Origin of the sequence: Segatella copri, from assembly GCF_003465495.1 — a bacterium.
GTDB classification, from domain to species: domain Bacteria; phylum Bacteroidota; class Bacteroidia; order Bacteroidales; family Bacteroidaceae; genus Prevotella; species Prevotella copri_G.
This window is the reverse complement of the sequence record NZ_QSAV01000002.1, coordinates 78,557-104,207: the sequence shown is the minus strand read 5'-3', so window position 1 is coordinate 104,207 and position 25,651 is coordinate 78,557. Positions and strand designations below refer to the sequence as shown.

The 25,651-nt window shown below is 48.4% G+C and carries 18 protein-coding genes; 10 read left to right on the top strand and 8 right to left on the bottom strand.

The features are described from left to right. Positions 1 to 43: 43 nt before the first annotated feature. Complete coding sequence (locus DWV53_RS00985; protein WP_118151035.1) at positions 44 to 412, bottom strand: winged helix-turn-helix transcriptional regulator; 369 nt, start codon at positions 410 to 412, stop codon at positions 44 to 46. Between the two features lie 319 nt (positions 413 to 731). On the opposite strand from DWV53_RS00985, the gene DWV53_RS00980 reads away from it, so the two are divergent. After that, positions 732 to 1,181 carry a cupin domain-containing protein gene (locus DWV53_RS00980; RefSeq protein WP_022121689.1) on the top strand — a complete coding sequence of 150 codons (450 nt, stop codon included), beginning with the start codon at positions 732 to 734 and terminating at the stop codon, positions 1,179 to 1,181. A gap of 3 nt (positions 1,182 to 1,184) precedes the next feature. Here DWV53_RS00980 and DWV53_RS00975 read toward each other — a convergent pair whose 3' ends face one another. Beyond that, positions 1,185 to 1,553, bottom strand: coding sequence for an MmcQ/YjbR family DNA-binding protein (locus DWV53_RS00975; RefSeq protein WP_118151034.1), 369 nt, complete (start codon positions 1,551 to 1,553; stop codon positions 1,185 to 1,187). A gap of 227 nt (positions 1,554 to 1,780) precedes the next feature. On the opposite strand from DWV53_RS00975, the gene DWV53_RS00970 reads away from it, so the two are divergent. From DWV53_RS00970 to cydB, 3 genes are all read left to right on the top strand, one after another. Continuing rightward, positions 1,781 to 2,041 carry a DUF4492 domain-containing protein gene (locus DWV53_RS00970; RefSeq protein WP_259318881.1) on the top strand — a complete coding sequence of 87 codons (261 nt, stop codon included), beginning with the start codon at positions 1,781 to 1,783 and terminating at the stop codon, positions 2,039 to 2,041. Between the two features lie 81 nt (positions 2,042 to 2,122). Next, the gene (locus DWV53_RS00965) at positions 2,123 to 3,658 is read left to right on the top strand and encodes a cytochrome ubiquinol oxidase subunit I (RefSeq protein ID WP_118151082.1); all 1,536 of its coding nucleotides are present in this window, start codon (positions 2,123 to 2,125) and stop codon (positions 3,656 to 3,658) included. 53 nt (positions 3,659 to 3,711) lie between these two features. Then, positions 3,712 to 4,848, top strand: coding sequence for a cytochrome d ubiquinol oxidase subunit II (gene cydB, locus DWV53_RS00960; RefSeq protein WP_118151032.1), 1,137 nt, complete (start codon positions 3,712 to 3,714; stop codon positions 4,846 to 4,848). Positions 4,849 to 5,088: 240 nt separating this feature from the next. Here the strand turns inward: cydB and DWV53_RS00955 are convergent, their stop codons facing one another. Together DWV53_RS00955 and DWV53_RS00940 are read right to left on the bottom strand one after the other, a co-directional pair. Continuing rightward, positions 5,089 to 5,847, bottom strand: a complete 759-nt coding sequence (locus DWV53_RS00955) for an MBL fold metallo-hydrolase (RefSeq protein WP_118151030.1) — start codon at positions 5,845 to 5,847, stop codon at positions 5,089 to 5,091. Positions 5,848 to 6,880: 1,033 nt separating this feature from the next. Next, complete coding sequence (locus DWV53_RS00940) at positions 6,881 to 8,743, bottom strand: SLC13 family permease (protein WP_118151026.1); 1,863 nt, start codon at positions 8,741 to 8,743, stop codon at positions 6,881 to 6,883. A gap of 128 nt (positions 8,744 to 8,871) precedes the next feature. Here DWV53_RS00940 and DWV53_RS00935 point away from each other — a divergent pair, with 128 nt between their 5' ends. Next, positions 8,872 to 9,360 carry a low molecular weight protein-tyrosine-phosphatase gene (locus DWV53_RS00935; protein WP_119227629.1) on the top strand — a complete coding sequence of 163 codons (489 nt, stop codon included), beginning with the start codon at positions 8,872 to 8,874 and terminating at the stop codon, positions 9,358 to 9,360. A 75-nt stretch (positions 9,361 to 9,435) separates the two neighbouring features. On the opposite strand, the gene mnmA is transcribed toward DWV53_RS00935, so the two are convergent. After that, a complete protein-coding gene (mnmA, locus tag DWV53_RS00930) occupies positions 9,436 to 10,515 on the bottom strand; it encodes a tRNA 2-thiouridine(34) synthase MnmA (RefSeq protein WP_040552972.1) in 1,080 nt (359 codons plus the stop codon). A 275-nt stretch (positions 10,516 to 10,790) separates the two neighbouring features. Between mnmA and DWV53_RS00925 the strand changes: the two genes are divergently transcribed. The 3 genes from DWV53_RS00925 (at position 10,791) to DWV53_RS00915 (ending at position 15,027) form a co-directional block, all read left to right on the top strand. After that, positions 10,791 to 12,479, top strand: a complete 1,689-nt coding sequence (locus tag DWV53_RS00925) for a putative transporter (protein WP_118151022.1) — start codon at positions 10,791 to 10,793, stop codon at positions 12,477 to 12,479. Positions 12,480 to 12,485: 6 nt separating this feature from the next. Further along, positions 12,486 to 13,937: a threonine/serine ThrE exporter family protein gene (locus tag DWV53_RS00920; protein WP_181992371.1), complete on the top strand. Its 1,452-nt coding sequence runs from the start codon at positions 12,486 to 12,488 to the stop codon at positions 13,935 to 13,937. A gap of 178 nt (positions 13,938 to 14,115) precedes the next feature. Then, on the top strand, positions 14,116 to 15,027 hold the full coding sequence (locus DWV53_RS00915) for a LysR family transcriptional regulator (RefSeq protein ID WP_118151020.1): 912 nt from the start codon (positions 14,116 to 14,118) through the stop codon (positions 15,025 to 15,027). Positions 15,028 to 15,140: 113 nt separating this feature from the next. Here DWV53_RS00915 and DWV53_RS00910 read toward each other — a convergent pair whose 3' ends face one another. After that, a complete protein-coding gene (locus tag DWV53_RS00910; RefSeq protein WP_118151019.1) occupies positions 15,141 to 16,022 on the bottom strand; it encodes a DMT family transporter in 882 nt (293 codons plus the stop codon). Between the two features lie 229 nt (positions 16,023 to 16,251). On the opposite strand from DWV53_RS00910, the gene DWV53_RS00905 reads away from it, so the two are divergent. Next, positions 16,252 to 17,124, top strand: coding sequence for an aldose 1-epimerase family protein (locus DWV53_RS00905; protein ID WP_022121584.1), 873 nt, complete (start codon positions 16,252 to 16,254; stop codon positions 17,122 to 17,124). Further along, positions 17,124 to 19,103 carry an OPT family oligopeptide transporter gene (locus DWV53_RS00900; protein ID WP_118151017.1) on the top strand — a complete coding sequence of 660 codons (1,980 nt, stop codon included), beginning with the start codon at positions 17,124 to 17,126 and terminating at the stop codon, positions 19,101 to 19,103. Before DWV53_RS00905 ends, DWV53_RS00900 begins: the two co-directional genes overlap by 1 nt. An 88-nt stretch (positions 19,104 to 19,191) precedes the next feature. Here DWV53_RS00900 and DWV53_RS00895 read toward each other — a convergent pair whose 3' ends face one another. Beyond that, positions 19,192 to 23,280 (bottom strand): hybrid sensor histidine kinase/response regulator transcription factor, encoded by a 4,089-nt coding sequence (locus DWV53_RS00895; RefSeq protein ID WP_259318880.1) that lies wholly within the window; start codon positions 23,278 to 23,280, stop codon positions 19,192 to 19,194. 206 nt (positions 23,281 to 23,486) lie between these two features. Next, entirely contained in the window at positions 23,487 to 25,634 is a 2,148-nt protein-coding gene (locus DWV53_RS00890) for a DPP IV N-terminal domain-containing protein (protein ID WP_118151015.1), read from the bottom strand. Positions 25,635 to 25,651: the final 17 nt, after the last annotated feature.

Below are 25,651 nucleotides of genomic sequence, written 5' to 3'. Positions count from 1 at the left end.
AATCTCATCTTGGAATATTCTTCAGGAAATCTCATCTTGGAAATCAGCCTGCTGCCTTATCCCTATCCTTCAGAATCACAGCCATGTTATCCAGCGCCCATTCTATCAGATGATCCATAACAGGAATAAGGGTTTCAGCACGGGGTGTGAGAGAATACTCCACTCTTGGCGGCACTTCGGCATAAGCCTTGCGGGTAACGTAGCCATCAGCCTCCAACGATTTTAACGTGCTGGTAAGCATTTTCTGAGAAATATCCGGAATCAGCTTACGCAGGGCATTAAACCGGAGGGGGCCATCCTGATGATATTTCAGGGTGTAGATTACCAGTAGAGACCACTTGTCGCAAACGCGCGACAGAACGTTACGGATAGGACAGTCCTGTACTACCATTTCTTTTATCATTCTTCCCATAATCTATCTTCTTTATATTCTACAAAAATCTATAATGTTCTGCAAAACTCTACAATATTCTGCAATAGGCTACAAAAGTAACTAATATCCGAAAAGAAACCAAACATACCAAGTTAATCTAAGTTAACGCTTCATTTTTCTTACTCCCATTCCCACGCAATAGTTACCTCCCAGTAACCATCTTACCCCCAAGTGCCCTCTTGCAGGAACCGGTTTTTCGCAGTATCTTTGCAGCACAATTCAGAAATGAAAGCAGAAAACAGAAGTATTCACAAAAAGAAAAAAAAAAAAATATAAACATTTAAAAATAACAGACAAGATGAAAGAAACAAAGATTATTGCAAAGGCTGAAAACTTCACAGCCACAGATTTTGGCAAGATGAGTGAAATCAAGGATTACACCTTAGAGATGGGTCCTGAGATTAAGATTCCCGGAAAGGTATTCGGAGGTCAGAGCGTGAACGCTACTGGTGGTGAGTTCTCATTCCAAAGCTTTGCTCCTGGCACAGAGACAGGATTCCTCCACACCCACAAGAACCATGAGGAACTGTATTTCTTCCTCAGCGGCAAGGGCGAGTTCCAGGTGGATGGCAAGGTATTCCCTATTCAGGAGGGAAGCGTGGTGAGAGTAGCACCAGCCGGCAAGCGCTCTGTTCGCAACAACGGTACAGAACCACTCGTGATGCTCTGCGTGCAGTATAAGGCCGAAACCTTTACAGCCGAAGATGCAACCGACGGCGTGATTCTCAACGATAAGGTGGAGTGGTAGAAACTACTCCACCACCTCCATGATTTCAGGATGCTCAAGCTTTTCCTGTTTCTTGAGTTTCTTCACCACTTCGGAATAACTGTGGCGAATCAGGGCCTGGATGAAATCATCTTCCAGCGTGCCATAAAGGTTTACCTGATTCCAGTATTTCTTATTCCAATGCCATGCGCCTTCTATTTCGGGATGCACTTCCCGGAGTTCGAGGGCATAATCGGCATTACATTTCATCGTAACCCACTCGGGGCGCTCCAGGTCAACACAGGCAAAGATCTTGCCCAAAATGCGAAACACCAAGGTCCGCTCATCAAAAGGAAAAGCCTCAGCTACGAGGGGAAGCGAGAGGCAATACTCTCTAACAGATTCTATATTCATTATTTCTTCTGATTATTTCTGATTAAAATGTTTCTATGTTTTAGGGGACAAAGATAATGAATTCTGATGAAACGGCAAGACTTATCTCATAAAAAAAAAGAAAAACTTTAAAATAACTCCCTTATGGGATACCTAAAAATATTTTTTTGTAACTTTTTCAACAAAATATTTGGTAGTTACATAATTTTATTGTAGATTTGCAGCAGATTTTTTAAGAAGGAGTGCTTATGCAGAAGAAAAAGGATAAAAACCTGATGAAAACGGATGTAAAACCGATGAAACAAGGACTGCTGTCCCGGATTTTCCATCTCTATTACGATGGTTTCAGGACGATGACCCTGGGCAAGACGCTCTGGGCTATCATCCTCATCAAGCTTGCCATTATCTTCCTGGTGCTCAAGCTCTTTTTCTTTCCTGATTTTATCAATACGAATGCCAAGAACGGAGACAAGGCTGGCTTCGTTTCCAAGGAAATTCTGAACAGATAAGACTCAGAATCCCCGCAACCTTCACATCGAAAGAAATACAAAAACATTATATAATAACAATTCTAAAACCATTCAACTATGATGACAAATCTATTGTTAGACATTACATCAGCCACCATCGACTGGTCGAGGGCGCAATTCGCACTCACGGCCATCTACCATTGGCTGTTCGTGCCGCTCACTCTGGGACTGGCAGTAATCATGGGCATCGCCGAAACATGCTACTACCGCACCAACAAGCCGTTCTGGAAGCACGTAACCCGTTTCTGGCAAAAACTCTTTGGCGTCAACTTCGCCATGGGCGTTGCCACAGGCATCATTCTGGAGTTTGAATTCGGCACCAACTGGAGCAATTACTCCTGGTTCGTGGGTGACGTATTCGGCGCTCCCCTAGCCATCGAAGGCATCCTGGCATTCTTCATGGAGAGCACCTTCGTAGCCGTGATGTTCTTCGGCTGGGATAAGGTGAGCCGGGGCTTCCACCTTGCCTCCACCTGGCTCACGGGACTTGGCGCCACCATTTCTGCCTGGTGGATTCTCGTAGCCAACGCCTGGATGCAATATCCTGTAGGGCAGGAATTTAATCCCGACACCATGCGCTTCGAGATGACTTCGTTTATGGATGTGGCACTCTCGCCATTCGCCATCAACAAGTTCACCCATACCGTTACTTCCTCCTGGATCATCGGCGCCACCTTCGTGGTAGCCGTAAGTTGCTGGTATCTACTGAAAAAGAGAGAAACCCAGCTGGCGAAGGCGAGCATCAAGATGGGTGCCGGAGTAGGACTCATCGCCACCCTGCTGGCTGCGATGACCGGCGACAATTCCGCCTATCGGGTGGCACAGGTGCAGCCGATGAAACTGGCTGCGATGGAAGCATTATATAATGGTGGAAACGGCGAAAGCCTCACGGCGATAGCAGCCGTTCACCCCTTCCAGCAGCCCGATTACGAAAACGAACAGGAGCCAGCCATGCGCATCGCCATCCCTAACATGCTCTCGTTCTTAGCCACCCGCACAGCCGATGGCTACGTGCCAGGCGTGAATGATATTATCAAGGGTTACACTAAAGAGGATGGCACCCGAGAACCATCCGCGCAGGAAAAGATAGCCCGGGGCAAGAAGGCGATTGTTGCCCTGAAAACCTATCGCGAAACCAAGGCGCAAGACCAGCTTCCTATCTTAAAGGAGAACATGAAATACTTCGGATATGGTTACATCAAGGACGCCAAGGAACTGGTACCGAGCATCCCGATCTGCTTCTACGCCTTCCGCCTGATGGTGGGAGTAGGCTGCCTGCTCATCCTCTTCTTCGCCCTCAGCCTATTCCTGGTCTATAAGAAGGAAATCGCCCAATACCGATGGTTCCTCATTTCCGCCATCATCATGATTCCGCTGGCTTACATCGCCTCAGAATCGGGCTGGATAGTAGCAGAAATCGGTCGCCAGCCTTGGACCATCCAAGACCTGCTGCCAGTAAGTGCCGCCATCTCCGACATCGAGGCAGGCAGCGTGGCCACCACCTTCTTCATCTTCCTGGCACTCTTCACCACCATGCTTGCCGTGGAAATCAGCATCCTGGTGAAACAGATTAAGAAAGGACCGGAATATGAATAAAAACTTAAGATGATAAACTTAAGATTATGAATTAACTTTATGACATTAGCATTATGACATACGAATTTTTGCAATCATACTGGTGGTTCCTCGTATCATTATTAGGAGCCCTGCTGGTGTTTCTCATGTTTGTACAGGGAGCCAACACCTTGATTTTCTGTTTGGGAAAAACGGAAGAAGAGCGTCGTCTCATCATCAACTCTACGGGACGAAAATGGGAGTTCACCTTCACCACGCTCGTCACCTTCGGTGGAGCCTTCTTCGCCTCGTTCCCGCTGTTCTACAGCACCAGTTTCGGCGGAGCCTACTGGCTGTGGATGATTATCCTTTTCTCGTTTGTGATTCAAGCCGTGAGCTATGAATTCCAGAACAAGATAGGTAATTTTCTTGGACCGAAGACCTTTCAAATTTGCCTCATCATCAACGGCATCATGGGTCCGCTGCTTCTTGGCGGAGCCGTAGCCACCTTCTTCAACGGCAGCAATTTTCTGATAGACAAGGGCAATATTACCAACAGTCTGCAACCCGTCATCAGCCGCTGGGCAAACGCCAGTCATGGTCTCGATGCCCTGCTCGACCCATGGAACGTAGTGCTGGGACTTGCCGTACTGATGCTAGCCCGCATCCTGGGCATGCTCTACATCAAGAACAACATTGAGCACCAGCAGATTCAGGAGCGCTGTACCCGCCAGTTGCCATGGAATGCCCTGCTCTTCCTATTGTTCTTCCTGCCATTCCTCATCAGATTACTGGTAAAGGACGGATTCAGCACTTCTTCTTCCGACATTACGATAGAGAGCATGAAGTATCTTCACAATCTTCTGGAGATGCCAATCTTGCTTGTAATATTATTAATAGGTGTAGTACTCGTTCTTTTCGGCATTTTCAAGTCATCGAGGAGCGTGCTGTATAGAAAGGGAATCTGGTTTACGGGCATCGGAACCGTGCTTACCGTGTTGGTTCTGCTGCTGATAGCCGGCTGGAACAATACCGCCTACTATCCATCCAACATCGACCTTCAGAGTTCGCTCACTCTCGCCAACAGTTGCAGCAGCGAGTTCACGCTCCGCACCATGGCGATAGTTTCCCTCCTCATCCCGTTCGTGCTCGCCTACATCGTCTTTGCCTGGCGCGCCATCGATCGCAAGCGCATTACGCAGGAAGAAATAGAGCAGGGAGAAGCGTATTAAAAAGGCAGGGAGAAGCGTATAAAAAAAGACTGAAAAAGTGAGTCTCTTCAAAAGTCCCACAGATTCCACAGATTTACACAGATTCATTCTTGCCATAATCGGGAGGGAAATTCCCCAAATATCCAAACAAAAAAATCTACGAAATCTGCGTGCCTTTTTATCCAAAGACCGAACAGGTCAAGAATCTGTGTAAATCTGTGAAATCTGTGGGACAAAGAAATCTGTGGGACAAAGAAAATCCTACAGCTCTATCACCTCCAAATCATCTGGAACGAAGATTCTACCCTTGAAGTTCTCGGCAGCTTCACGGGTATAATTTTCTTTACGATTAGCAAGCGTTTTCTCCTCCGTATGATACAGGATAAGATTCTTCACGCCCAGTTCCTCCGCCAGTTTTCCGGCATCAAGCGCCGTACTGTGGCATTTCTCATAAGGCTTGAACGTATCGCGGTCGGCATAGAGGCAGAACGCCTCACACATCATCCAGTCAGCCCCTACTATGTAGCGTCGGTTCTGCTCGTTATAAGGCTCATCGCCCAGGCACGCCAAGACCAAAGGCTTACCCGATTCATCAGAAGAAGGCAACTCAGCTCGGAATCCGAACTGCTTTTCCTTAGTAGACTGAATATCAAAGCATTCCAGCTTCATATCCCCCACTTCGAAACAATCGCCATCTTCCAGCTGATGGAACACCACCCTTTCAGCCACCTTAGCCAGTTGCTTCTTGGCAAGAATCATATCGATGATGGTCTTGATAACCTTCATCACCTTATCGTTTCCATACACATGCAGCAATCCCTCATATCCCTTACATTGTGCCACCATTCGGATTACCCAGATCACACCCAACACATGGTCGGTATACGCATGGGTAACGAAGAGGTGATGAATATCAGAAATCTGAACATTCACCTTCTTCAGCTGCGCCAGTATTCCGTTTCCTCCGCCCGCATCCACCAGCATCAGAGTGCTGGAAGTCTGGAGCACAAAACTACTCATTTTTTGATAAACCACCAAGAAAAAGCCCCAAAATCTTTGCTCATTCCAAATAATAATCTTAACTTTGCGGCATAAAAGGTAGGTCCATGCTTGCCGGGTACTCTGCAAAGGCATAAGAAAAGGTTATTTTTCAAACACGCAGCAAAGATAGGAAATCATTCAGCGGCAGGGGTAAAAACTGATAAAACGGAGTCGAGGCTTTCTAGAGAAAATGGGGACTTCGGGGAGGCTGGTAACAGGATCAAAACAGAAATGATTTTCGGGCAAGCGTTCCAGTTGTTCCAGTTGTTCCAATTGTTCCAAATAGGTTTCCATAGGACAATATCCCTTTATAGAGACTCTATAACTACTTAATATATAGATAGTTATATATATAAAAAGGTGGAATGGAACGCTCAAAAAAATAATTGGAACAACTGGAACTGGAACGCTCCGCCCAACCCCACTTCTCTCTATAAGGCTCATAATCAATAAATTATGTAGAAATAGAGACTAAGAATTTGAAGTACAATATCCCCATTTCAACCGCTCCGACGATGAAAAAGCCGGGAAAAGGCATCGAATAGGTGCAACTTTTGCTCTCTCAGGCATCAAAAGACATGCAGGAACCCTTATTTGCGATGCTCTTCCCGATACTCGAAGTGGAGATAAATGGGGCTATTTTTCAGTATTCCGCCCTCAATTAGGGGAAATCATACCGTATGAAGACCTATCTTGTTGCCGATTCGGGCTATTATAAGGAACAACTGTCCAACATCGCTGAAACTATCTGTCCCAACTTCCGTGAACACGAAGAAAAGAGATTGGAGAAAAATGTTCCGCTATCGCACGGCATCGCACGCTATCGCACAACTGACAAAACGGGATTTCGTATCTTTGCATCGTGATTCAGAAAGCGCGCAAAATCACTAGCCCAGTTGGAGAAAAAAATCTCCCAAATTGGGAAAATAAAAAAGCCTGATTTAACCCGATAAAAAAAGAGCCCCCAATGCGGGAAAAACATCAGGGGCTTTTATTTTGATATCAAAAATCCTTAGTAAGGAAACAGAAGCGGAAGAACGAAGGTCATCACAATGCCGATGATAATCTGCAGAGGCAAACCTACCTTCACGTAATCCATAAACGTATAGCCACCCGCCTTCATCACCAGCGCATTAGGAGGCGTGGAGAACGGAGAGGCAAAGCACATGCTGGCGCCCAACGTAACCGCAAAGAGGAAGGAATAAGGACTCACACCTACCTGCTGGGCCGCCACCAGGGCAATAGGAGCCATCAGCACAGCCGTGGCAGTATTGCTGATAAACATCGTCATCAGAGAAGTGGTGAAGTAGATACCTGCCAAGAGAGCTGTAGGTCCCATCGAACCCAAACTCTCTACCAGCCCCTGAGAAACCAAGGCAGAAGCACCCGTCTTCTCAAGCGCCGTAGACATCGGCATCATGGCGGCAATCAGCACGATACTCTCCCAGTTGATGGTCTTGTAAGCCGCCTCCACATTCCGGAAACATCCGGCAAAGACGGTCAGCAGTCCGGCGATGATGACCGCCGTGACCGGAGCCACAGGAATGAAATCGAATACCATCATCACAATCATCAGCAGCATGATGGCAGCCGCCACAGGCGCCTTATAATCCAAGAGCACCTTGTCGGCAGTCTTCTCTGGCTGGTCGATAACCACCCAGTTGCTCGTATCGTTAGCCAGATGAGCCAGATTGGTCCATTCGCCCTGCACCAGGAGCATATCGCCCACATGCAGCTTGGTGGCTATCAGATTGTCGGTAATATATTCATCGCCCCGCTTTACGCCCAGCACGTTGATGCCGAAACGCTTGCGCAGGTTGGCATCGCCTATGCGCAGACCGGCGAAATTAGACGTAGGCATCACCACGATTTCGGTCAGTCCCAGGTCGTAGAAATCAATCTTCACATCCTTCATCTTCCTAAGGCCGTAATCGCTGGCAAAGCGTTTCATCTTCTCCTCCTCACCTATTATATATAAGGTATCGTGAACCTGAATGGTGCTGCTGCTCTTCGCCATGTTCTGGCTCACATCCTTCACCAGTCCCAGTCGTGATTTCTTCTCGTTTCTTATCTCGATGATACTCACGCCATATTTCTTCTGGATGCTCAGATCCTTCAGGGTTTTGCCCACGATATCCATCTGCTCGCCATTCTCGTCGAGGGCGGCAGAAGAGCGTCGGCTAGGCACGATGTAGCGATGCAGATTATCGAGCAGCTGATATTCGTCTACCAGGTCATCAAGCGATTTGCCCTGCTTCTTTTTCTTACCGCTCTGCTTTTTGCTGAGGAAGATTTTGCTGAGCGGCATGAGCACGATGATGCCGATGGCGATGACGATGATGCCCACAGGGAAGAAGCTGAAGAAAGCAAGCGGCTGATAACCGCCCTCGGTCAATACTTCATCGATAACCAGGTTGGGCGGCGTACCGATGAGGGTGAGCATTCCGCCCAGACTTCCGGCAAAGGCGAGCGGCATGAGGAAACGCGACGACTGCATGCCCGAGCCCGCAGCTATACTCATGATGATAGGCATCATGAGGGCCACCGTTCCGGTATTGCTCACGAAGGCGCCGATAAAGGAGGTAACGAGCATTACGAGCAGGAAGGTAATGGTTTCGTTGCCGCGCGAGAGCGCCATGAGCTTATTGCCCATAAGCTTGGCAAGTCCGGTCTGCATGATAGCTCCACCCACCACGAAGAGTCCTATCATCATGATGACGATGGGCGAAGAAAAGCCCGCCAGCGCCTCGGCAGGTGTCAGGATACCCAGAACCAGGAGTGCAGCCAGGGCGGTAAGCGCCACGATGTCGGCCCTCACCCTGCCCCAGATGAATAGGGCTACCGTAATAACCAATATGATAAGTGTTGTTGTCATGTGCTTTTTTTGGCTGCAAATATACGGAAATAAAGTGAGAATTAAGAATTTGTGGGAAGAAAAATGAAGAAAAATCTTGCATAATACAGAGATTTATGCTAACTTTGCAAACAAAAAAAGTTAGCAACATGACAAAGAAAGGTAAACATACCGTATTATTTATCTGCCTGGGCAACATCTGCCGCTCTCCGGCAGCCGAGGGAATCATGAAGAGTCTTGTAGAAAAAGCGGGGCTTCAGGATGAGTTTGAAATCGATTCTGCGGGCATCGGGGGCTGGCACGTAGGTCAGTTGCCCGACAGCCGCATGCGCAAATGTGGCGCCGAGCATGGCTACAATTTCAACAGCCATGCCCGCCAGTTCCAGAAGTCAGACTTCGCCCGTTTCGAAACCATCGTGGTAATGGACAACGAAAACTACCGTGCCATTACCTCCATGGCTTCTTCAGAGTCTGATAGGAAAAAAGTAGTGCGCATGGCCGATTTTCTGACCCATCATCGCGAATACACCACCGTTCCCGATCCGTATTATGGCGACTATAGCGACTTCGAGCTCGTCATCACGCTTCTCGAAGATGCCTGCCAGGAGTTGCTGGACAGCATTATCGGGGAAGGGTAAAAACAGATAAAACAAAAGGGATGAATCATCAAAATATCAGATTGATGACTCATCCCTTTTTTCAATTTAAAATATTTATACCGTAATCTCGCCCGAGCCATAGCAACGATGATGATGCTCATCATAAACTACACAGAACTGGCCGGGAGCCACACCATGAATCGCCTCTTCTGAATGAATCATCCAGCGGCCGTCTTCCAGCTTTTCTATCGTAGCAGGATGATACTCCGGCGTATGACGAATCTTGAAAGTTACCTTCTGCATCGCAACCTCGCGTGTGAGGAAATGGAAATCATGGAGAGGAAAATCCTTCTTGTATGCCGACTGCGGATCATAACCATGACTCACATACAGGATGTTGTTCTCTACATCCTTCTTAATCACGAACCAGGGACCGCCGCCAAAGCCCAAGCCCTTGCGCTGGCCGATGGTATGAAACCACAAACCCTTGTGCTCGCCTATGCGCTTGCCCGTCTCCATCTCTATGACATCGCCCGGCTTCTCGCCCAGATAACGGCGGATATAATCATTATAATTTATCTGTCCCAGGAAGCAGATTCCCTGACTGTCCTTGCGCTTGGCATTTATCAGATGCTCCTCTTCGGCTATCTCGCGAACCTCATTCTTGATATGATGGCCGATAGGGAAAATCGCTTTTTTCAATTGCCAACTCTCTATCTGAGCCAGGAAATCGGTCTGGTCTTTCACAGGATCAGGACTCGTGACAAGCCATTTATCGCCATTTTCATCCGTTTCGGTCTGCGCATAATGCCCCGTGGCGATGAGGTCGTAGTTGTGACCCATCTTCTCATCGAAGGCACCAAACTTAATCAGGCGGTTGCACATCACGTCCGGATTAGGCGTAAAACCAGCCTTCACCTTCTCCATCGTATAACGGGTTACCTCGTTCCAATATTCATGATGGCAGTCAACCACTTGCAGCTTGCACCCATACTTTCTAGCCACAGCCGTAGCCATCTCCAGGTCCTCCTCCGAAGAGCAGTCCCACTCCTCTTTCTCCTCAGGACCAATCTTGATGTAGAAGCAATCAGGATGCAGGCCCAGCTGGGCAAACTCCCAAACCACAACCGAACTGTCGACGCCTCCCGAAAGGAGCACGGCAATTCTCTTATCCTTTATTTCGTCAATATTCAGCATATTCTTTCCTGTTTATAATAATCCGGTTGCAAAATTACGAAAAAAAACTGATATAATGAGCATAGAAAGGGCTAGAAATGCATAAGAAAGAGAAAAGAAAAGCCCGCAAAGCCTATTTTCGCTATAGAAAACACTTATAGCCGCATTCGTAGCTTTTAAACATAAAACGAGTTTTGCTTTCGTTTTTATCTATACCTTTGCAATCGATTTCAGAAATCGATAAGAAAGAATGTTTTTGAAAATTCAGTATTTACATTAATAGATAAAGAAAAATGGAGATTTTAAAAAATCTATTTTATGGCTTCCCAGACCTTTGGGGAGGCGGAGTAGCCCACTCTGTGATGATTCTTTCGCTGGTCATCGCCTTGGGTTTGTGTTTAGGTAAGCTCAGAGTAAAAGGTGTTTCCCTGGGCTTGGCTTGGATTCTGTTCATCGGTCTTATCTTTGGACATTTCTCTCTCAACCTTGACGAGCATCTGCTCCACTTCCTCAAGGAATTTGGCTTGATCCTCTTTGTCTACTCTATCGGTCTGGAGGTAGGTCCGGGCTTCTTCGCTTCGTTCAAGAACGGCGGCAAGAGTCTCAACCTGCTCAGCATGATTGTTGTGGCCCTGAGTATCATTACTACCTTAGTTATCTTCTCATTTTCGGGAACATCCATCACCTCTATGGCAGGTATCCTTTCGGGTGCCGTAACCAACACTCCTGGATTGGGTGCAGCCCAGCAGGCATTCAGCGACCTGCGCCACATCGACGCCCCATCCATCGCAGCCGGCTATGCCATCGCCTATCCTATGGGTGTGCTTGGCGTTATCCTCAGTTTCATTATATTAAGGTTCGCGCTATGCGTAGACAAGCAGAAGGAAGAGGAGGAAGCTAAGCGAGGCAAGGGACATCTTGAAGCGATGACCCTGAACACCTTCGCCGTAAAGGTTTCTAACCAGATGGTTTTCAAAGATACCGTCAAGCAGATCCGCTATCTGCTGAAGCGCGACTTCATGGTTTCTAAGATTATCCGTAACAACGGCGAACGCCAGGACGAGGTAGTTAACGGACAGACCGTGATAGAAGAGGGCGACATTCTGCAGATTGTGGCTCATCCTACCGTAGAAGAACCTATCATCGCCCTGCTCGGCGAGAAGGTTGACGTAAAGGACGAGGAATTCAGCAGCGAACTCATCAACCGCCGAATCCTGATTACCAAGCCGGGCATCAACGGCAAGAGCATCAGCCAGTTGCAGATTAGAAGCAACCTTGGCGCCAACATTACCCGCGTAAACAGAAATGGTGTAGACCTCATCGCAACCCCAGACCTGAAACTCCAGTTGGGCGACCGCGTAACCGTAGTGGGCAAGGAACTCGCCATCGCTCATACCGAGAAGGTGCTGGGTAACCAGATGAAACGTCTGAACTACCCTAACCTCATCCCTATCTTCCTGGGCATCATGCTGGGTTGTATTGTAGCCAACATTCCGTTCTTCATCCCAGGCATCAACGAGAATCTGCGTCTCGGACTTACCGGCGGCCCATTGGTAGTAGCCATTCTGATAGGTTATTTCGGACCGAAATACAACCTCGTTACCTACAATACCATTTCAGCCAACCTGATGCTTCGCGAAATCGGAATCTGCATTTTCCTGGCTTGCGTGGGTCTCGGCACAGGCGAACAGTTTATCCAGACCGTAGCATCAGAAAGCGGACTGACCTGGATACTCTACGGCATCGCCATCACCATGATACCAATCATTCTGGGCGGCATCATCGGCAAGCTCGTGTTCCACATCAACTATTATACATTACTCGGCGTATTGGCAGGTGCCAACACCAACCCTTCTGCCCTGGCTTACGTACGTGAGCAGACTTCGGCAGATGCGCCAACAGTAGGCTATGCGAATGTATATCCGTTCGCCATGTTCCTCAGAATTGTAACCATTCAGATTATTATTTTTGTATTCGGATAAACATATATGACAGAAAAAGAATTGAAAACCTGCGCTTGCGTAGAAGATAACTGCAACTGCAAGGAAATAGCAGAATCAGAACTCAGAAGAAAACTCGACTTATTATTACGTACCGGTAGCATTCTCATGGAGAGTGCTGCCGACACATCCCGCATCATGCGAACCATGAAGCGTGCAGCAGCTTTCCTCGGTCTCGACGAGCGATACATGCACCTTTACATCAACTGGAACGTGCTGATGGTAAACTATAGCGACGAGGAGCATTCCTTCTCCAAGTTCCAGAGATGCGAGAAGCATGGTATCAACCTCACCTCTATTTCCCAGGTAAGTAAGCTCACCTGGAAGGCCATCAAGGATAACTATTCGCTCGAACAGTATGAGCAGGCCCTGAACGACATCAAGGCCACCCCACGCAGCTTCACCCCTTGGCAGGTAGCCATCGGCGGCGGTTTTGCCTGCGGCGGATTCTGCATCCAGTTCGGTTGCGACTGGCCAGCCTTCTTCTTCTGTTCGCTTGCAGCCATTCTGGGTTTCCGCCTGAGAATGTTCTTGCCAACCAAGGGCTGCAACAACTATGTAGCCATCGGAATTTCGGCTTTCGTAGCCACTCTGATAGCCTGGTTGACCTCATTCCTTTCGCTCAACCCATCTATTGCCGAAGCGGTTCCAGCCTTCATGCATTCAGATACCCCTTGGCATCCGCTGATGGCGTGTGCCCTCTTCATCGTGCCGGGAGTTCCACTCATCAACTTTGTGTGCGATATGCTCGACGGATATATTGAGGTGGGAATGGTTCGTGCCCTGAACACCCTGCTGATGCTCTTCGCGATGGCTTTCGGTATCGCCTTCGCCATCCAGGTTTGCCATATCGACAACTTTGTGAAGGATCTTACGATGACTCCTCATCACGAATACTGGGAGTTTGCCATCGCAGCTGCCGTATCGGCCATGGGTTTCTCTACCATCTTCAGCATACCTCGCCGTCTGTTGCCGGTTGTAGCCGTGGGTGGTATCATCGCCGTATGCTTCCGCAATTTCGTCAATCTGGGTCCATCTAACGGCAACATCGGTCTCGACATGGGTCTGAGCATCGGTTCGCTTGCCGGTTCTGCGCTCATCAGCATCATTGTGATCAAGGCGCGCCATTGGTTCCATACCCCTCACCAATGCATCACCATTCCTAGCGTTATCCCAATGGTACCGGGAGTTCTGATGTATCGCGCCCTCTTTGCCTTCATCGACATACATGGCGTGATAGGCGAAGTAACCGTGGGTATGAACAACCTCATCAAGGCTTCGCTCGCCATCATCTGCATCGCCCTGGGTGTGGCAATTCCAAACGTATTCTTCCGCCGTTTCATCGCCGACAACCGTAAGCGCAAGCTGCTTGCCATGCTGGTAGAAAGAAAGAAGAAGAATGGCGAATTCGTAGATTTGCACGAAGTAGAAATCAAATAATCATCTGATTGGAAATCAGTTTTTCATCGGATGATAACCGGATAAAAAGAAGTAGAGATGCGATAAAACATCATTTTATTCTTCAAAAAAAGAGAATATTAAAATAAATGTTTTATCTTTGCACCCAAATTTAGCTATCGGTTATTTCTATAGCCGATAGCTTCAATAAAGGAACAATATGGAAATACGACAACTGAAATATTTCTTGAAGGTAGCCGAGACGCTCAACTTCTCAGAAGCTTCGCGCAAGTTATACATCACCCAGAGCACCCTCTCACAGCAGATTTCGCATCTGGAACAGGAGATAGGTCTGCCTCTCTTCGAGCGCAATTCTCATGAGGTTTACCTCACAGAGGCGGGCAAGGAATTGAGACCTTATGCCCAAAATGCGGTCAATTCTGCCGAAGCCTGTGTAGACCACATGAACGATCTGAAGGAAATGCTTACAGGCGAACTGAACATCGGCGTAACGTTCTCCTTCAGCAACATCATGTCCGAGACGCTCATCGCCTTTCTCCACACCTATCCTCATGTAAAGCTCAACATCCAATACCGCACCATGCAGGAACTGATGGACGGCCTGAAGAAGCGCGAACTCGACCTCGTTTTGGCTTTCAAGCCTCTGAAGAACGAGAAGGCGGTAGACAGCCGAGCTATTTTCAGCAACCGTCTTGCCGCCATCGTGAACGTGAATCATCCGCTGGCGCGCCTTTCATCGGTCAAGCTTTCCGATCTGGAGCGTTACGACCTCATCCTTCCTTGCAAGGGTCTGCAGGCACGCAACGCCTTTGATCACATGGTAGAGGGCAAAGATTTGAACTACAAGATTATGGTAGAGGTGAATAATGTAAACATCATCTTCGACCTTCTGAGCCGCAGCAATCTGGTGACCATTCTCTCCGAATCGACCACCATTCTGCAGAACGGCATGAAGGCGATTCCTATCGATGCTGCCGACAACGAAATGGATGGCTGCATCCACATTCTGAAAGATGCTTACATGAAAAACTCAGCCCAGGAGTTCATCCGCATGCTGAGCCAGAGCACCAGCATCCTCGCCAACTTTGCGCTGAAGGATATCCTGAGATAATCATCTTAACGCCTGCTGGCGGCTTGCGAGCCTATTTGCTTGCGGCTAGAACAGATAAAAAATCCTCGTTCGAGTTCTTTTTCGAGCGAGGATTTTTTCTTCTTTTTACCCTTTTACCCTTTCTTTCTTGCGATGATAATCGTTACGCCAGCCAGGATAGCGAGGATGCCTATCGCCAACTGCAGAGAGAAGCTCTCGCCGAAAATGCAGACGCCGATGATTACCGCCGTTACAGGCTCCAGGGCTCCCATGATGGCGGCTGGCGTGCTGCCGATGAGATTGATGGAGATGGTCATGAAGAAAAGCGACAATACCGTTGGCAACAAAGCCAGCTGGGCAGCACAGAGCCATTGTTTAGGTGTTTGCAGAATCTGTATCGGCTCGCCTGCAATAAACGAATAGACAAACATCGTAAGCAGTCCGAAGACTAATATATAAAAGGTAAACTTGATGTTCGACATGCCCGGATTCTTCCATTGGTTGATGGAGATGATGTAAAGGGCATAGAGCAGGGATGAACACATGACGAGGGCAAAACCCGCCGTGCTCAACTTATCGTTTCCATCGCCCTGATAGAGCAATCCTACTCCCGATACCGCCAGAAGAATGGCAAGCGAGGTAGACCACGTTACCTTCTCGTGGAAGAAGACCGTCATCAGGATGGCTGTCATAATAGGATAAACGAAGAGGATGGTGCTGGCAATACCTGCCGCCATATAATGGAAACTGACATAAAGCGTAGCTGATGAGAGCGAAAACATGCAGCCCAGCACGCCAAGACGAATCAGATGTCCCCACTTCACCTTGAAACTCTCCTTGCGAAACAGCATCACCACGGCAAACATCAGTACCGCCAAGAGATAACGATAGATGAGTACAGAACTGGAATTGAATCCGTCGCCATAGAGTTCGAGCGTGCCCAAAGGATTGGTACCATAACATACTGCGGCAACAATGCCCGCCGCAAAGCCTTTAACTTTATTACTGCTTGTCATTAGATTAAATACTATTTTTTTCTTATACTTCTTGTTATCTATCTATTTCGGGCTACAAAGTTACAGCAAATATTCGAGATAAGCTAACAAAATCGTATAAATATATTGTAATATCTGAGAAAAAACGCTCTTTTCTTGTGCTTTACGAAAATAAATTGTACCTTTGCAATATCTTTGAAAAAAGATAATCAGATGAAACATTAAAAACTAAACAAAAGAATTAATAACAATGGAACAGATTAAGAATGATCAGCTCACACTTGAGATTTCATCTCTCGGAGCAGAACTTCAGAGCATCAAGGATGCTAATGGTAATGAATATCTCTGGGATGGCGACGAGAAATACTGGAACCGCCACTCTCCTATCCTCTTCCCTATCGTATGCGGATTGTGGAAAGACACTTATCGCACAGAGGGCAAGGAGTATCACCTTCCTCGCCATGGTTTCGCACGCGATACAGAGTTCAAACTCGTTGGCAAGACTGCCGACCGCCTCACCTTCGCGCTCATCGACAACGAAGAGACTCAGAAGAACTATCCTTACCACTTCAACCTTGCCATTTCTTACCGCCTGCAGGGCAACGAGATTCATGTCATCTGGCACGTAGAGAATACCGACGACAAGGAAATCTTCTTCCAGATTGGCGGTCACCCAGCATTCATGGTTCCTGGCTGCAAGAAGGGCGAAGAAATGAAGGCTACCCTGAAACTCGACAACGAGGCTCCTGTTCGTCTCTATGGTAACGTAGGCGGATGCATCGACCGTCAGGCTAAGGAAACCGTAGAAACCGACAAGGGTATCTGGGAAGTAAACGAGGAGACTTTCGCAGAAGATGCTGTTATCTTCGACAAGAGTCAGGTTAAGCAGGTGAGCATTCTCAACGAGCAGGGCGAACCTCATGTAACCCTCGAGTTCAAGACTCCAGCCGTAGGTATCTGGAACCCAACAGGCAAGCACGCTCCATTCATCTGCATCGAGCCATGGTATGGTTTGAGCGACTGGGCTGAATATGATGGCGAGTTTAAGGACAAGTATCTGATGAACCGTCTGCAGCCAGGTGCAAGTTTCATGAGTGAGTATATCATCAGAATTGAGAAATAATGGAAGAAAAAGACAATTTGCAACTCCCCGAGAACGCATTCCGCGAATTGAAAGACGGGGAGGATTATAAGCCGCTGATGTCGCCTGACAAGGTTTATCCTGAGGTGAACGGATGGTCAGTTACATGGGGAATCGTGATGGCAGTCATCTTCTCTGCCGCCGCAGCTTTTCTGGGCTTGAAGGTGGGTCAGGTGTTCGAAGCAGCCATCCCTATCGCCATCATCGCCGTGGGCGTAAGTACCGCTACCAAGCGTAGCAAGGCGCTGGGCGAGAATGTCATCATCCAGAGCATCGGAGCCTGTTCGGGTGCTGTGGTGGCAGGAGCCATCTTTACCCTGCCAGCCATCTACATCCTGCAGGCTAAATATCCGGAGATGACTACTTCGTTTATGAAGATCTTCATGGCTTCGGCCTTGGGAGGAGTCTTAGGAATCCTTTTCCTTATTCCTTTCCGCAAGTACTTCGTAAGCGATATGCACGGCAAGTATCCGTTCCCTGAGGCTACGGCTACTACACAGGTACTGGTGAGCGGAGCCAAGGGAGGCGACCAGGCTAAGCCGCTGCTCATAGCTGGACTGGTGGGTGGTCTTTACGACTTTATCGTAGCCAGTCTGGGATGGTGGAACGAGAATTTCACATCGCGTGTGGTAAGTCTGGGATGCGACCTGGCTGACAAGGCTAAACTCGTATTCAAGGTAAACACAGGTGCTGCCGTATTAGGTCTGGGTTACATCATCGGTCTGAAGTATGCCTTCTTCACCTGTCTGGGTTCGCTCGTAGTATGGTGGCTGATTGTTCCGGGCATGAGCGTTATCTTCCATGATAGCGTGCTGAGCGCCTGGGATCCTAGCATCGTGAAGACCGTGGGTGCGATGAGTCCGGAGGAAATCTTCCGTGCCTACGCCCGCAGCATCGGTATCGGCGGTATCGCCATGGCAGGTATCATCGGCATCATCAAGAGCTGGGGCATCATCAAGAGTGCCGTAGGTCTGGCTGCCAAGGAGCTGAAGGGCAAGAGCGATGTGGATGAGAACGTGAAGCGCACCCAGCGCGACATCTCTTTCAAGATTATCGCTATCGGTTCGCTTGTTACCATCCTCGTAACCTTCCTCTTCTTCTGGTTTGGCGTGATGGAGGGCAACCTTCTCTTCGCTATTATCGCAATCCTGCTCGTGGCTGTCATCGCCTTCCTCTTTACTACCGTAGCGGCTAATGCCATCGCTATCGTGGGTTCAAACCCTGTTTCGGGAATGACCCTGATGACGCTCATCTTCGCCTCTGTGGTGATGGTGGCTGTAGGCCTGAAAGGTCCTGGCGGCATGCTGGCAGCCCTGATTATGGGTGGTGTAGTTTGTACAGCCCTCTCGGTAGCAGGTTCGTTTATTACCGACCTGAAGATTGGTTACTGGCTGGGAACGACTCCTAAGAAACAGGAGGGATGGAAATTCCTCGGTACCCTGGTGAGTGCGGCTACCGTGGGCGGCGTGATGATGCTGCTCAACGAGACTTACGGTTTCGCATCGGGTTCGCTTGCAGCTCCTCAGGCTAATGCTATGGCTGCGGTTATCGACCCTTTGATGAATGGCGTGGGAGCTCCTTGGGTGCTCTATGGCATCGGAGCCGTAATAGCCATCGTGCTCACTTATTTCAAGATTCCTGCCCTGGCTTTCGCTCTGGGTATGTTTATTCCGCTGGAACTGAACGTTCCTCTGCTCGTGGGTGGAGCCATCAACTGGTATGTTACTTCGCGCAGCAAGGATGCCAAGGTGAACAGCGAACGTGGTGAGAAGGGAACGCTCATCGCCAGCGGCTTCATCGCCGGTGGAGCCCTGATGGGTGTGGTTAGCGCCCTTCTGAAGTTTGGCGGCATCGAGGTAAGTATCGCCGACAGCTGGTGGGTTAATCCGATGTCTGAGGTTTGTTCGCTCCTGGCTTACATCTGCCTCATCGTTTTCTTTATCAGAGCCACAAAGAAATAAAGAATAGGCTTTTTACAAATAAGACAATCGCCTGGATGCATCTGAGCACCCAGGCGATTTTTTATTCTATCCGAATAGTTTTTCTATCCTACGATTCCGCAGCTACGAAATCCATCGGCTTGACGCCAAACTGCTTCTGGAAGCACTTGGCAAAATAGCTAGGACTGCTGAAACCTACCATATAGCTGATTTCGCTGATGCGGTAGTTTCCTTCTTTCAAGAGCTTTGCGCCCTTCTTCAGTTTCACGAGCTGGATCATCTCGTTTGGCGTAACATCGGCAAGACCGCGAATCTTATTAAAGAGCGAAGAGCGGCTTATGCCCATCTTCTCAGCAAGGAACGCCACGTTGAGTTCCGGATTCGCCACATTCTCTTCGATGATGCGAGACATTCGTTCCAGGAACGCATTATCAACCTGAGTTGGAGCAATCTCTGCTATCGGCTCAAGCGGAGTATGAGAGAACTTACTTCTCAACAGACGGCGCATCTCAAGAAGCAGTCTTACGCTTGCCTCAAGATACTTCATCGAGAACGGCTTTTCTATGTAGACATCGGCTCCACAGTTCATACTCTCCGTCTTCGCCGCATCATCGGTCTTTGCCGTGAGCATCACGAACGGGAGATGAGAATATTCTGAATTTTCACGCACCCTACGGCAGAACTCCGGACCGTCCATCTCCGGCATCATCCAGTCGCTTATGATGAGCGAAACCGGATGTTTCTCCAGTTTACGGAGCGCATCCTTTCCGTTGTCGGCGGTATAAACCGTATACATCTTTTCGAAATGAGCCTTCACAAACTGGCGCATGTCTTCATCATCATCCACAATCAGCATCGTCGGTTTTGCCGGTTCACGAAGCGGACTGGCAACAGCAACGCCTGCCTTTTGAGAACCTTGCTCAACTGAAGTTTCATCTGTCAGCAGATTTTCCTCAGCAACAGTTTCTTCTTCCTTCACCATTTCATCCGCCTTCTCTACCACAGCATCCATCTGGTTGAGCGGCAAGGTTACGATAAAGGTAGATCCCTTACCTACTGCAGATTCTACTTCAACCATACCATGATGAGCCTCAACGAGATTCTTCACGATGTTGAGACCGATTCCGGTTCCCGGTTTGTTGTCGCGTGCCTGATAGAAAACTCCGAAGATTTTCTCCTTTTCGTCAGGACTGATTCCCAATCCGTTGTCTTCCACCTCTATGCGGAAATGGTTTCCATCCTCCAGCAAGCGGCAGGACAAGCGTACATAATCCTCGGTATATTTCATGGCGTTGCTCATCAGATTGCTGATAACCTTGGTAATGGCCTCCTGGTCAATCATCGCCACGAGCTCATCGGCTGGATAATCTACATCCAGACGGATGCTTTTCTGCTCGAAGGTAGGAGCAAAGCGCTCTGCCACAGCATGCATCAGCTTCGAAATGTTGTTCAAACGGAAATGAACCTGCATGCCCTTCTGCTGCACTTTGTTGAAATCGAGCAGCTGATTGACGAGCAAGAGCAAACGCTGGGCGTTACGGTCGATAACAGAAAGCGTCTGCGTGATAGTCTCACCATCAGTAAGTTTTCCGGAAACCTGTTTCCAATGCTCTTTCAGACTCTCCAAAGGTCCGATGATAAGCGTTACCGGCGTACGGATTTCATGGGCAATCATCGTGAAGAACTGCAGGCGGGCATCTCTCATCTCCTGATCCTGCTTGAGTTCCAACTGGTCGAGTTCTTCCTGATGACGGAGTTTCTCACGTTTCAACCGGCTCTGCATGAACCAGTAGATTGCGTAACCGATGAGCAGAAGATACAGAATCTTGGCTGGCAGAGACCACCAGAACGGCGGATGAACCACAATCTTCAGTTTTGCCTCATTCTTCGACCATACACCATCATTATTGGTTGCCTTAACCAGGAAGGTATAGGTTCCGGCAGGAAGATTGGTATAGTTGGCACGATGCTCGTGGGTATAAATCCAATCCTTGTCTACTCCCTCAAGTTTGTAAGCATACTGGTTCTTCTCAGGCGATACATAGCTCAGGGCGGCAAACGAGATATTGATGGTATTCTCGTTATGAGACAGATTGAGTTCTGCTGCATGACTCAGAGATTTCTCCAACTGGTCGCTACCCGCCTCTATCGGCTGACCGAAGAGTTCTACCGAGGTGATTGCTACAGGAGGAGCTACCTGGTTGATCTTGACGAGATATGGATAGAAGCAGTTGAAACCTCTTGTAGAACCGAAATAGATTCTGCCATCAGAAGCCAGAAGTCCCGCGTTTGGCATAAACTGGTCGCAAGTGAGTCCGTCATATTTATTGAACAGCTGGACAGGTTCACCCGGCGTATATTTCACAATTCCCTTGCTTGTAGAAATCCACATTACTCCCTGCGAAATGACAAGACTCGTGAAATCCTGACTTGGCGCATCGATGGAGATTCGGCGGAATATACCTTTTGAAGGCAGAAATTCGCAAAGTCCTTCGCCGGTTGCGACATAGAGCTGCCCCTTTTCGCCAATAACCAGGCAGTTTACCTGATCACTCACCAGCGAAGTAGAATCATTCTCTACATATTTATACTGTTTCCAGGCATTATTCTTGTCCAAGCGCCACAAGCCGCCTCCCTGGGTAGCAAACCATACATTACCCTGAGGATCTTCCTTGATATCGATGGTAAGCGACTTGAACGACTTGATTTTGCAGAACTTCTGCTGTCCTTCATCGAAAAGGTTGGCACCATCCATCGTAGCCGCCCAGAGCCGTTTTTTCCGGTCGCGATAAATACAATAGGCATTACCGCCCGAAGCCATTCCATCGGTCAGGAAAACCTGCTGCGCTCCGGTAGCCATATTCATTCTGATGACACCATTGCCATAGGTTCCTACCCACAGATTATTTTCATCAGCAAAGAGCGCATGAACATTATACTTGCCCATAGCCGCCTTGCCCGGATAAGAAACAAAACTGTTGGTCTGGGGATTAAAGCAGTCGAGTCCCGCATCATCCGTAGCTATCCAGATGCGATGCTGATGGTCTTCGAAGAATCTTCCTACCACATTACCGCGCAATCCGCCCAGACGGGCAGAATAAGCACGGAAACGCTCTTCAAAACTCATAGAAGGAAGATAATTCACACCACCATAGTAAGTAGATACCCAAATGCCACCTTCATTATCATCCGCAATACCATAAACAAAGCGCTCGCTCGTACTCCGGCTCGGATTGTTGACTTCCGACAACATGTGCCAGATACGGTTCTGAATGTCATACTGCACCAATCCATCATCGCTGGCTATGAGAAGAGACTTGTTGTCGTTGCAGTAAAGCTGATGGATATGATGAACAGCATTACTCAAGGTTCCGCTGATGAGCTGTTCGGCACTACCATCGGCGTTGAGCTTGTAAAGTCCGTTTTCCCAGGTTCCGACATAAACATTGCCATCGGGAGTAGCCAGCATCGCCATGCCGTGAAACATGGTTGCATCGCCCTTCAGAGGGAATGCTTCAAACTGGTCGGTCGACTTATTGAGATAATAGATGCTGGCTTCACCATGGTTACAGAGCATCCATACCTGGTTGTTGGCATCAACCAGCGTACTTTTCACTTTACCCTGAATATTCTTCATTGGATACTGATGCAGTTCGTGAGTAGTCCGATTATATCTGAATACGCCCTGTCCGTTGGTAGAAATCCAAACATTCTGATCGCCGTCAAGCGAGAAATTTAGGACAGGCGCCGTAATCTTATCACTCAGTTTCTGGAATCGGTCGGTTGCATTACTGAACAGATAGGCTCCATTATTGCAACCTACCAGCAGTCCTTCTTCGCAAGCAGTAAGGGCGCTCACAAACTGGTCTACAGTCGTAAAGGGATTATAATAGGTTTTGACATCGTATCCGTCAAAACGGCACAATCCGTTGTCTGTACCAAACCACATGTATCCCTTGGAACCTTGAACCACGCTACGCACAGCATTACTCGGCAATCCATCATCCATCGTGATAGAGCGCACCATAGGGTCGATAGCAGCCAATTGTGCACCCGAGTTGGTTTGCGTTACCGAATGTGGCTGCGCCTGAATATCCGTAGCCCCTTTCGAGACGAAGGCTGTCGGCACCTGCGCCTCAGTCCCTACAGGCATCATCATGCAGAGCACAGAAACCATTAGAGTAGATATCTTTCTCATTATATGAGTCTTTATTTTCTGTTGTTAGATAATTTAATGCCGCAAAATTACAAAAATATAACGAGAAATACAACAAAAAGAACAAAAAAAGCCCCGAAACAAGCAAATAGCTACTTTTTAAAAGTAAGACTATCCGTTTGCTTCAGGGCAAAACTTAAATAATAATTCAAGTGAGAAGTTTCACTATCAACAGATTGAAACCTGAATTACTTGCTCTTTACATCGCTCCATTTAGGCGGTTTCACACCCAGCAGATTCTTCACGAAGAAATCGTAACGCTTGTGCTCGCCATAGAGTTCGCCCATGGTATGATGGGCTCCAGGAATCACCACGAGTTCGAAATCCTTATTCGCCTTTTCCAGGGCATTCACCACCTGATAAGTGCTCGAAGGATCTACGTTGTCATCTATCTCACCTACCACCAGCATCAACGGGCGCTCCAGCTTGTGGGCGTTCTCCACGTTGCTGCACTCTACGTAGCTGGAATCGATAGGCCAGCTCATCCATTGCTCGTTCCACCAGATTTTATCCATCCGATTGTCATGACAGCCGCAGGCACTATAGGCTGCCTTGTAAAAATCGCCATGCAGCAATACGGCTGTAGTACTCTCCTGTCCGCCTGCCGAACAGCCATAGATTGCCACATTATCAGCATCCATATAAGGATACTTCTTGGCTGCAGCCTTGATCCAGAGCTCACGGTCTGGGAATCCGGCATCCTTCAGATTCTTGTAGCAAACCTCCTCAAACTTCTTGCCGCGATAGGAAGTTCCCATCGCATCGAGCTGGACTACGATGAAACCGAGTTCGGCAAGCGAAGTGGTGTACCAGTTGTATGGCATGAAACTCTTCGGAGTATAGGCATCGCCCGGACCCGAATAGATATACTCGATAACCGGATATTTCTTGTTCGGATCGAAATTGGTCGGGCGCTGGATGATGCCCCACATATCAGTCTTGCCATCACGCCCCTTAGCCACAAATACCTCAGGAGCAACCCATCCGTGCTTCTTCAGCGTTGCAATATCAGCCGTCTCCAGGGTCTTGACGAGCTTGCCGGTCTGCGCATCTCTGAGCACGGTAACAGGAGCGGCATCCACCTTAGAATAGGTATCCAGGAGATAACGGTAATCATAGGTATACTGAGCACTATGATTTCCCTCTTCAGGAGTGAGCGCCACCATATTCTTGCCGTCGATACCTATTTTATAATAATGCACCAGATATGGGTCCTCATTCTTGTTCACGCCACTAGCCGAGAAATAGATTTCTCCCTTCTCTTCATCCACACGCTGGATGCCGCGAACAAACCAGTCGCCCTTTGTAATCTGTCGGATAACCTTCGATTTCTGCACATCGTATAGATAGAGATGATTCCAGTTGTCGCGCTCGCTCATCCAGAGCAGTTGCTTGCCATCCTTGATAAACTGACGCCACAGACGACCATAGTTCACAAAAGTATTGGCACGCTCCTCTACCACGGTACGAAGCTTGCCGGTTTCGGCATTCATCGCCAGCATCTGATAGAGATGATGCCCACGCTGGTTGTACTCCATCGTCACCTCCTTGCTGTCTGGTGTCCATTGCATCCACTCCAGTTCATACTGGTTTTCTATCTGATGCTTGTCAGCCTCCACCTTCTTTCCGGTAGCCACATCGATGATGACCGGATAGTGCTGTGGCAGGGCATCGCCCGGCTTGGCATACTCCTGCTTGTGGAGGATAGGCTGCAGCTGGTCGGCAGGCGAAGATTCTACGTAGTAGGCATAGCGTTTCTCTACCGGAACACGCTTGCATACGAAGATGTGCTTGCCGTCTGGACTCCATTGGATGCGGTTGCTGTAATAGCAGCCGATGGTACCATCTTGAGTAAGGATTCGCTTGGCTTCGGTATAAGGTTTTCCTGCCTCATGAACCACCACGTTGTAACCTTCGATGTAGGCTTCCATCTTGCCGTCGGGCGAAAGTACCGGATAAGCCTCCTTCTCCTCATCTACCTCCATCCAATGGCGCTCATGGCGTCTGCCAAACTGAGGTTTGTTGGCAGGACGAGGCTTGATGCCCAGCGCCTTCTCCATCGCTTCCTGCGAATCATAGGTCTTCATCTCATCCTTGTCGGCATCATAGGAAACAAACTTCCTGCCCTGAGGAGTAGAAATCTGATAATGCAGTACGTGGGTGGAGTCGCACCAAGCCGATGAACGTGCCCAATGGAACACGGAGTCGGCAGAAAACTGATGACGCAGCGCATAGGCTCTGTTGTAATCTTCTAATGTGCCCTGTGCTGAAGCTGTAGCTGCCGGCATCGCCAAAGCTGCGCTCAACAGCGAAAGAGCTAAAATCTGATTCTTCATTATGCTTGATATTTTAC

Excerpts from the sequence above, each read along its gene's own strand:
- DWV53_RS00985 (WP_118151035.1), bottom strand. The coding sequence starts at position 412 with ATGGGAAGAATGATAAAAGAAATGGTAGTACAGGACTGTCCTATCCGT.
- DWV53_RS00980 (WP_022121689.1), top strand. The coding sequence starts at position 732 with ATGAAAGAAACAAAGATTATTGCAAAGGCTGAAAACTTCACAGCCACA.
- DWV53_RS00975 (WP_118151034.1), bottom strand. The coding sequence starts at position 1,553 with ATGAATATAGAATCTGTTAGAGAGTATTGCCTCTCGCTTCCCCTCGTA.
- DWV53_RS00970 (WP_259318881.1), top strand. The coding sequence starts at position 1,781 with ATGCAGAAGAAAAAGGATAAAAACCTGATGAAAACGGATGTAAAACCG.
- DWV53_RS00965 (WP_118151082.1), top strand. The coding sequence starts at position 2,123 with ATGACAAATCTATTGTTAGACATTACATCAGCCACCATCGACTGGTCG.
- cydB (WP_118151032.1), top strand. The coding sequence starts at position 3,712 with ATGACATACGAATTTTTGCAATCATACTGGTGGTTCCTCGTATCATTA.
- DWV53_RS00955 (WP_118151030.1), bottom strand. The coding sequence starts at position 5,847 with ATGAGTAGTTTTGTGCTCCAGACTTCCAGCACTCTGATGCTGGTGGAT.
- DWV53_RS00940 (WP_118151026.1), bottom strand. The coding sequence starts at position 8,743 with ATGACAACAACACTTATCATATTGGTTATTACGGTAGCCCTATTCATC.
- DWV53_RS00935 (WP_119227629.1), top strand. The coding sequence starts at position 8,872 with ATGACAAAGAAAGGTAAACATACCGTATTATTTATCTGCCTGGGCAAC.
- DWV53_RS00925 (WP_118151022.1), top strand. The coding sequence starts at position 10,791 with ATGGAGATTTTAAAAAATCTATTTTATGGCTTCCCAGACCTTTGGGGA.
- DWV53_RS00920 (WP_181992371.1), top strand. The coding sequence starts at position 12,486 with ATGACAGAAAAAGAATTGAAAACCTGCGCTTGCGTAGAAGATAACTGC.
- DWV53_RS00915 (WP_118151020.1), top strand. The coding sequence starts at position 14,116 with ATGGAAATACGACAACTGAAATATTTCTTGAAGGTAGCCGAGACGCTC.
- DWV53_RS00910 (WP_118151019.1), bottom strand. The coding sequence starts at position 16,022 with ATGACAAGCAGTAATAAAGTTAAAGGCTTTGCGGCGGGCATTGTTGCC.
- DWV53_RS00905 (WP_022121584.1), top strand. The coding sequence starts at position 16,252 with ATGGAACAGATTAAGAATGATCAGCTCACACTTGAGATTTCATCTCTC.
- DWV53_RS00900 (WP_118151017.1), top strand. The coding sequence starts at position 17,124 with ATGGAAGAAAAAGACAATTTGCAACTCCCCGAGAACGCATTCCGCGAA.
- DWV53_RS00895 (WP_259318880.1), bottom strand. The coding sequence starts at position 23,280 with ATGAGAAAGATATCTACTCTAATGGTTTCTGTGCTCTGCATGATGATG.
- DWV53_RS00890 (WP_118151015.1), bottom strand. The coding sequence starts at position 25,634 with ATGAAGAATCAGATTTTAGCTCTTTCGCTGTTGAGCGCAGCTTTGGCG.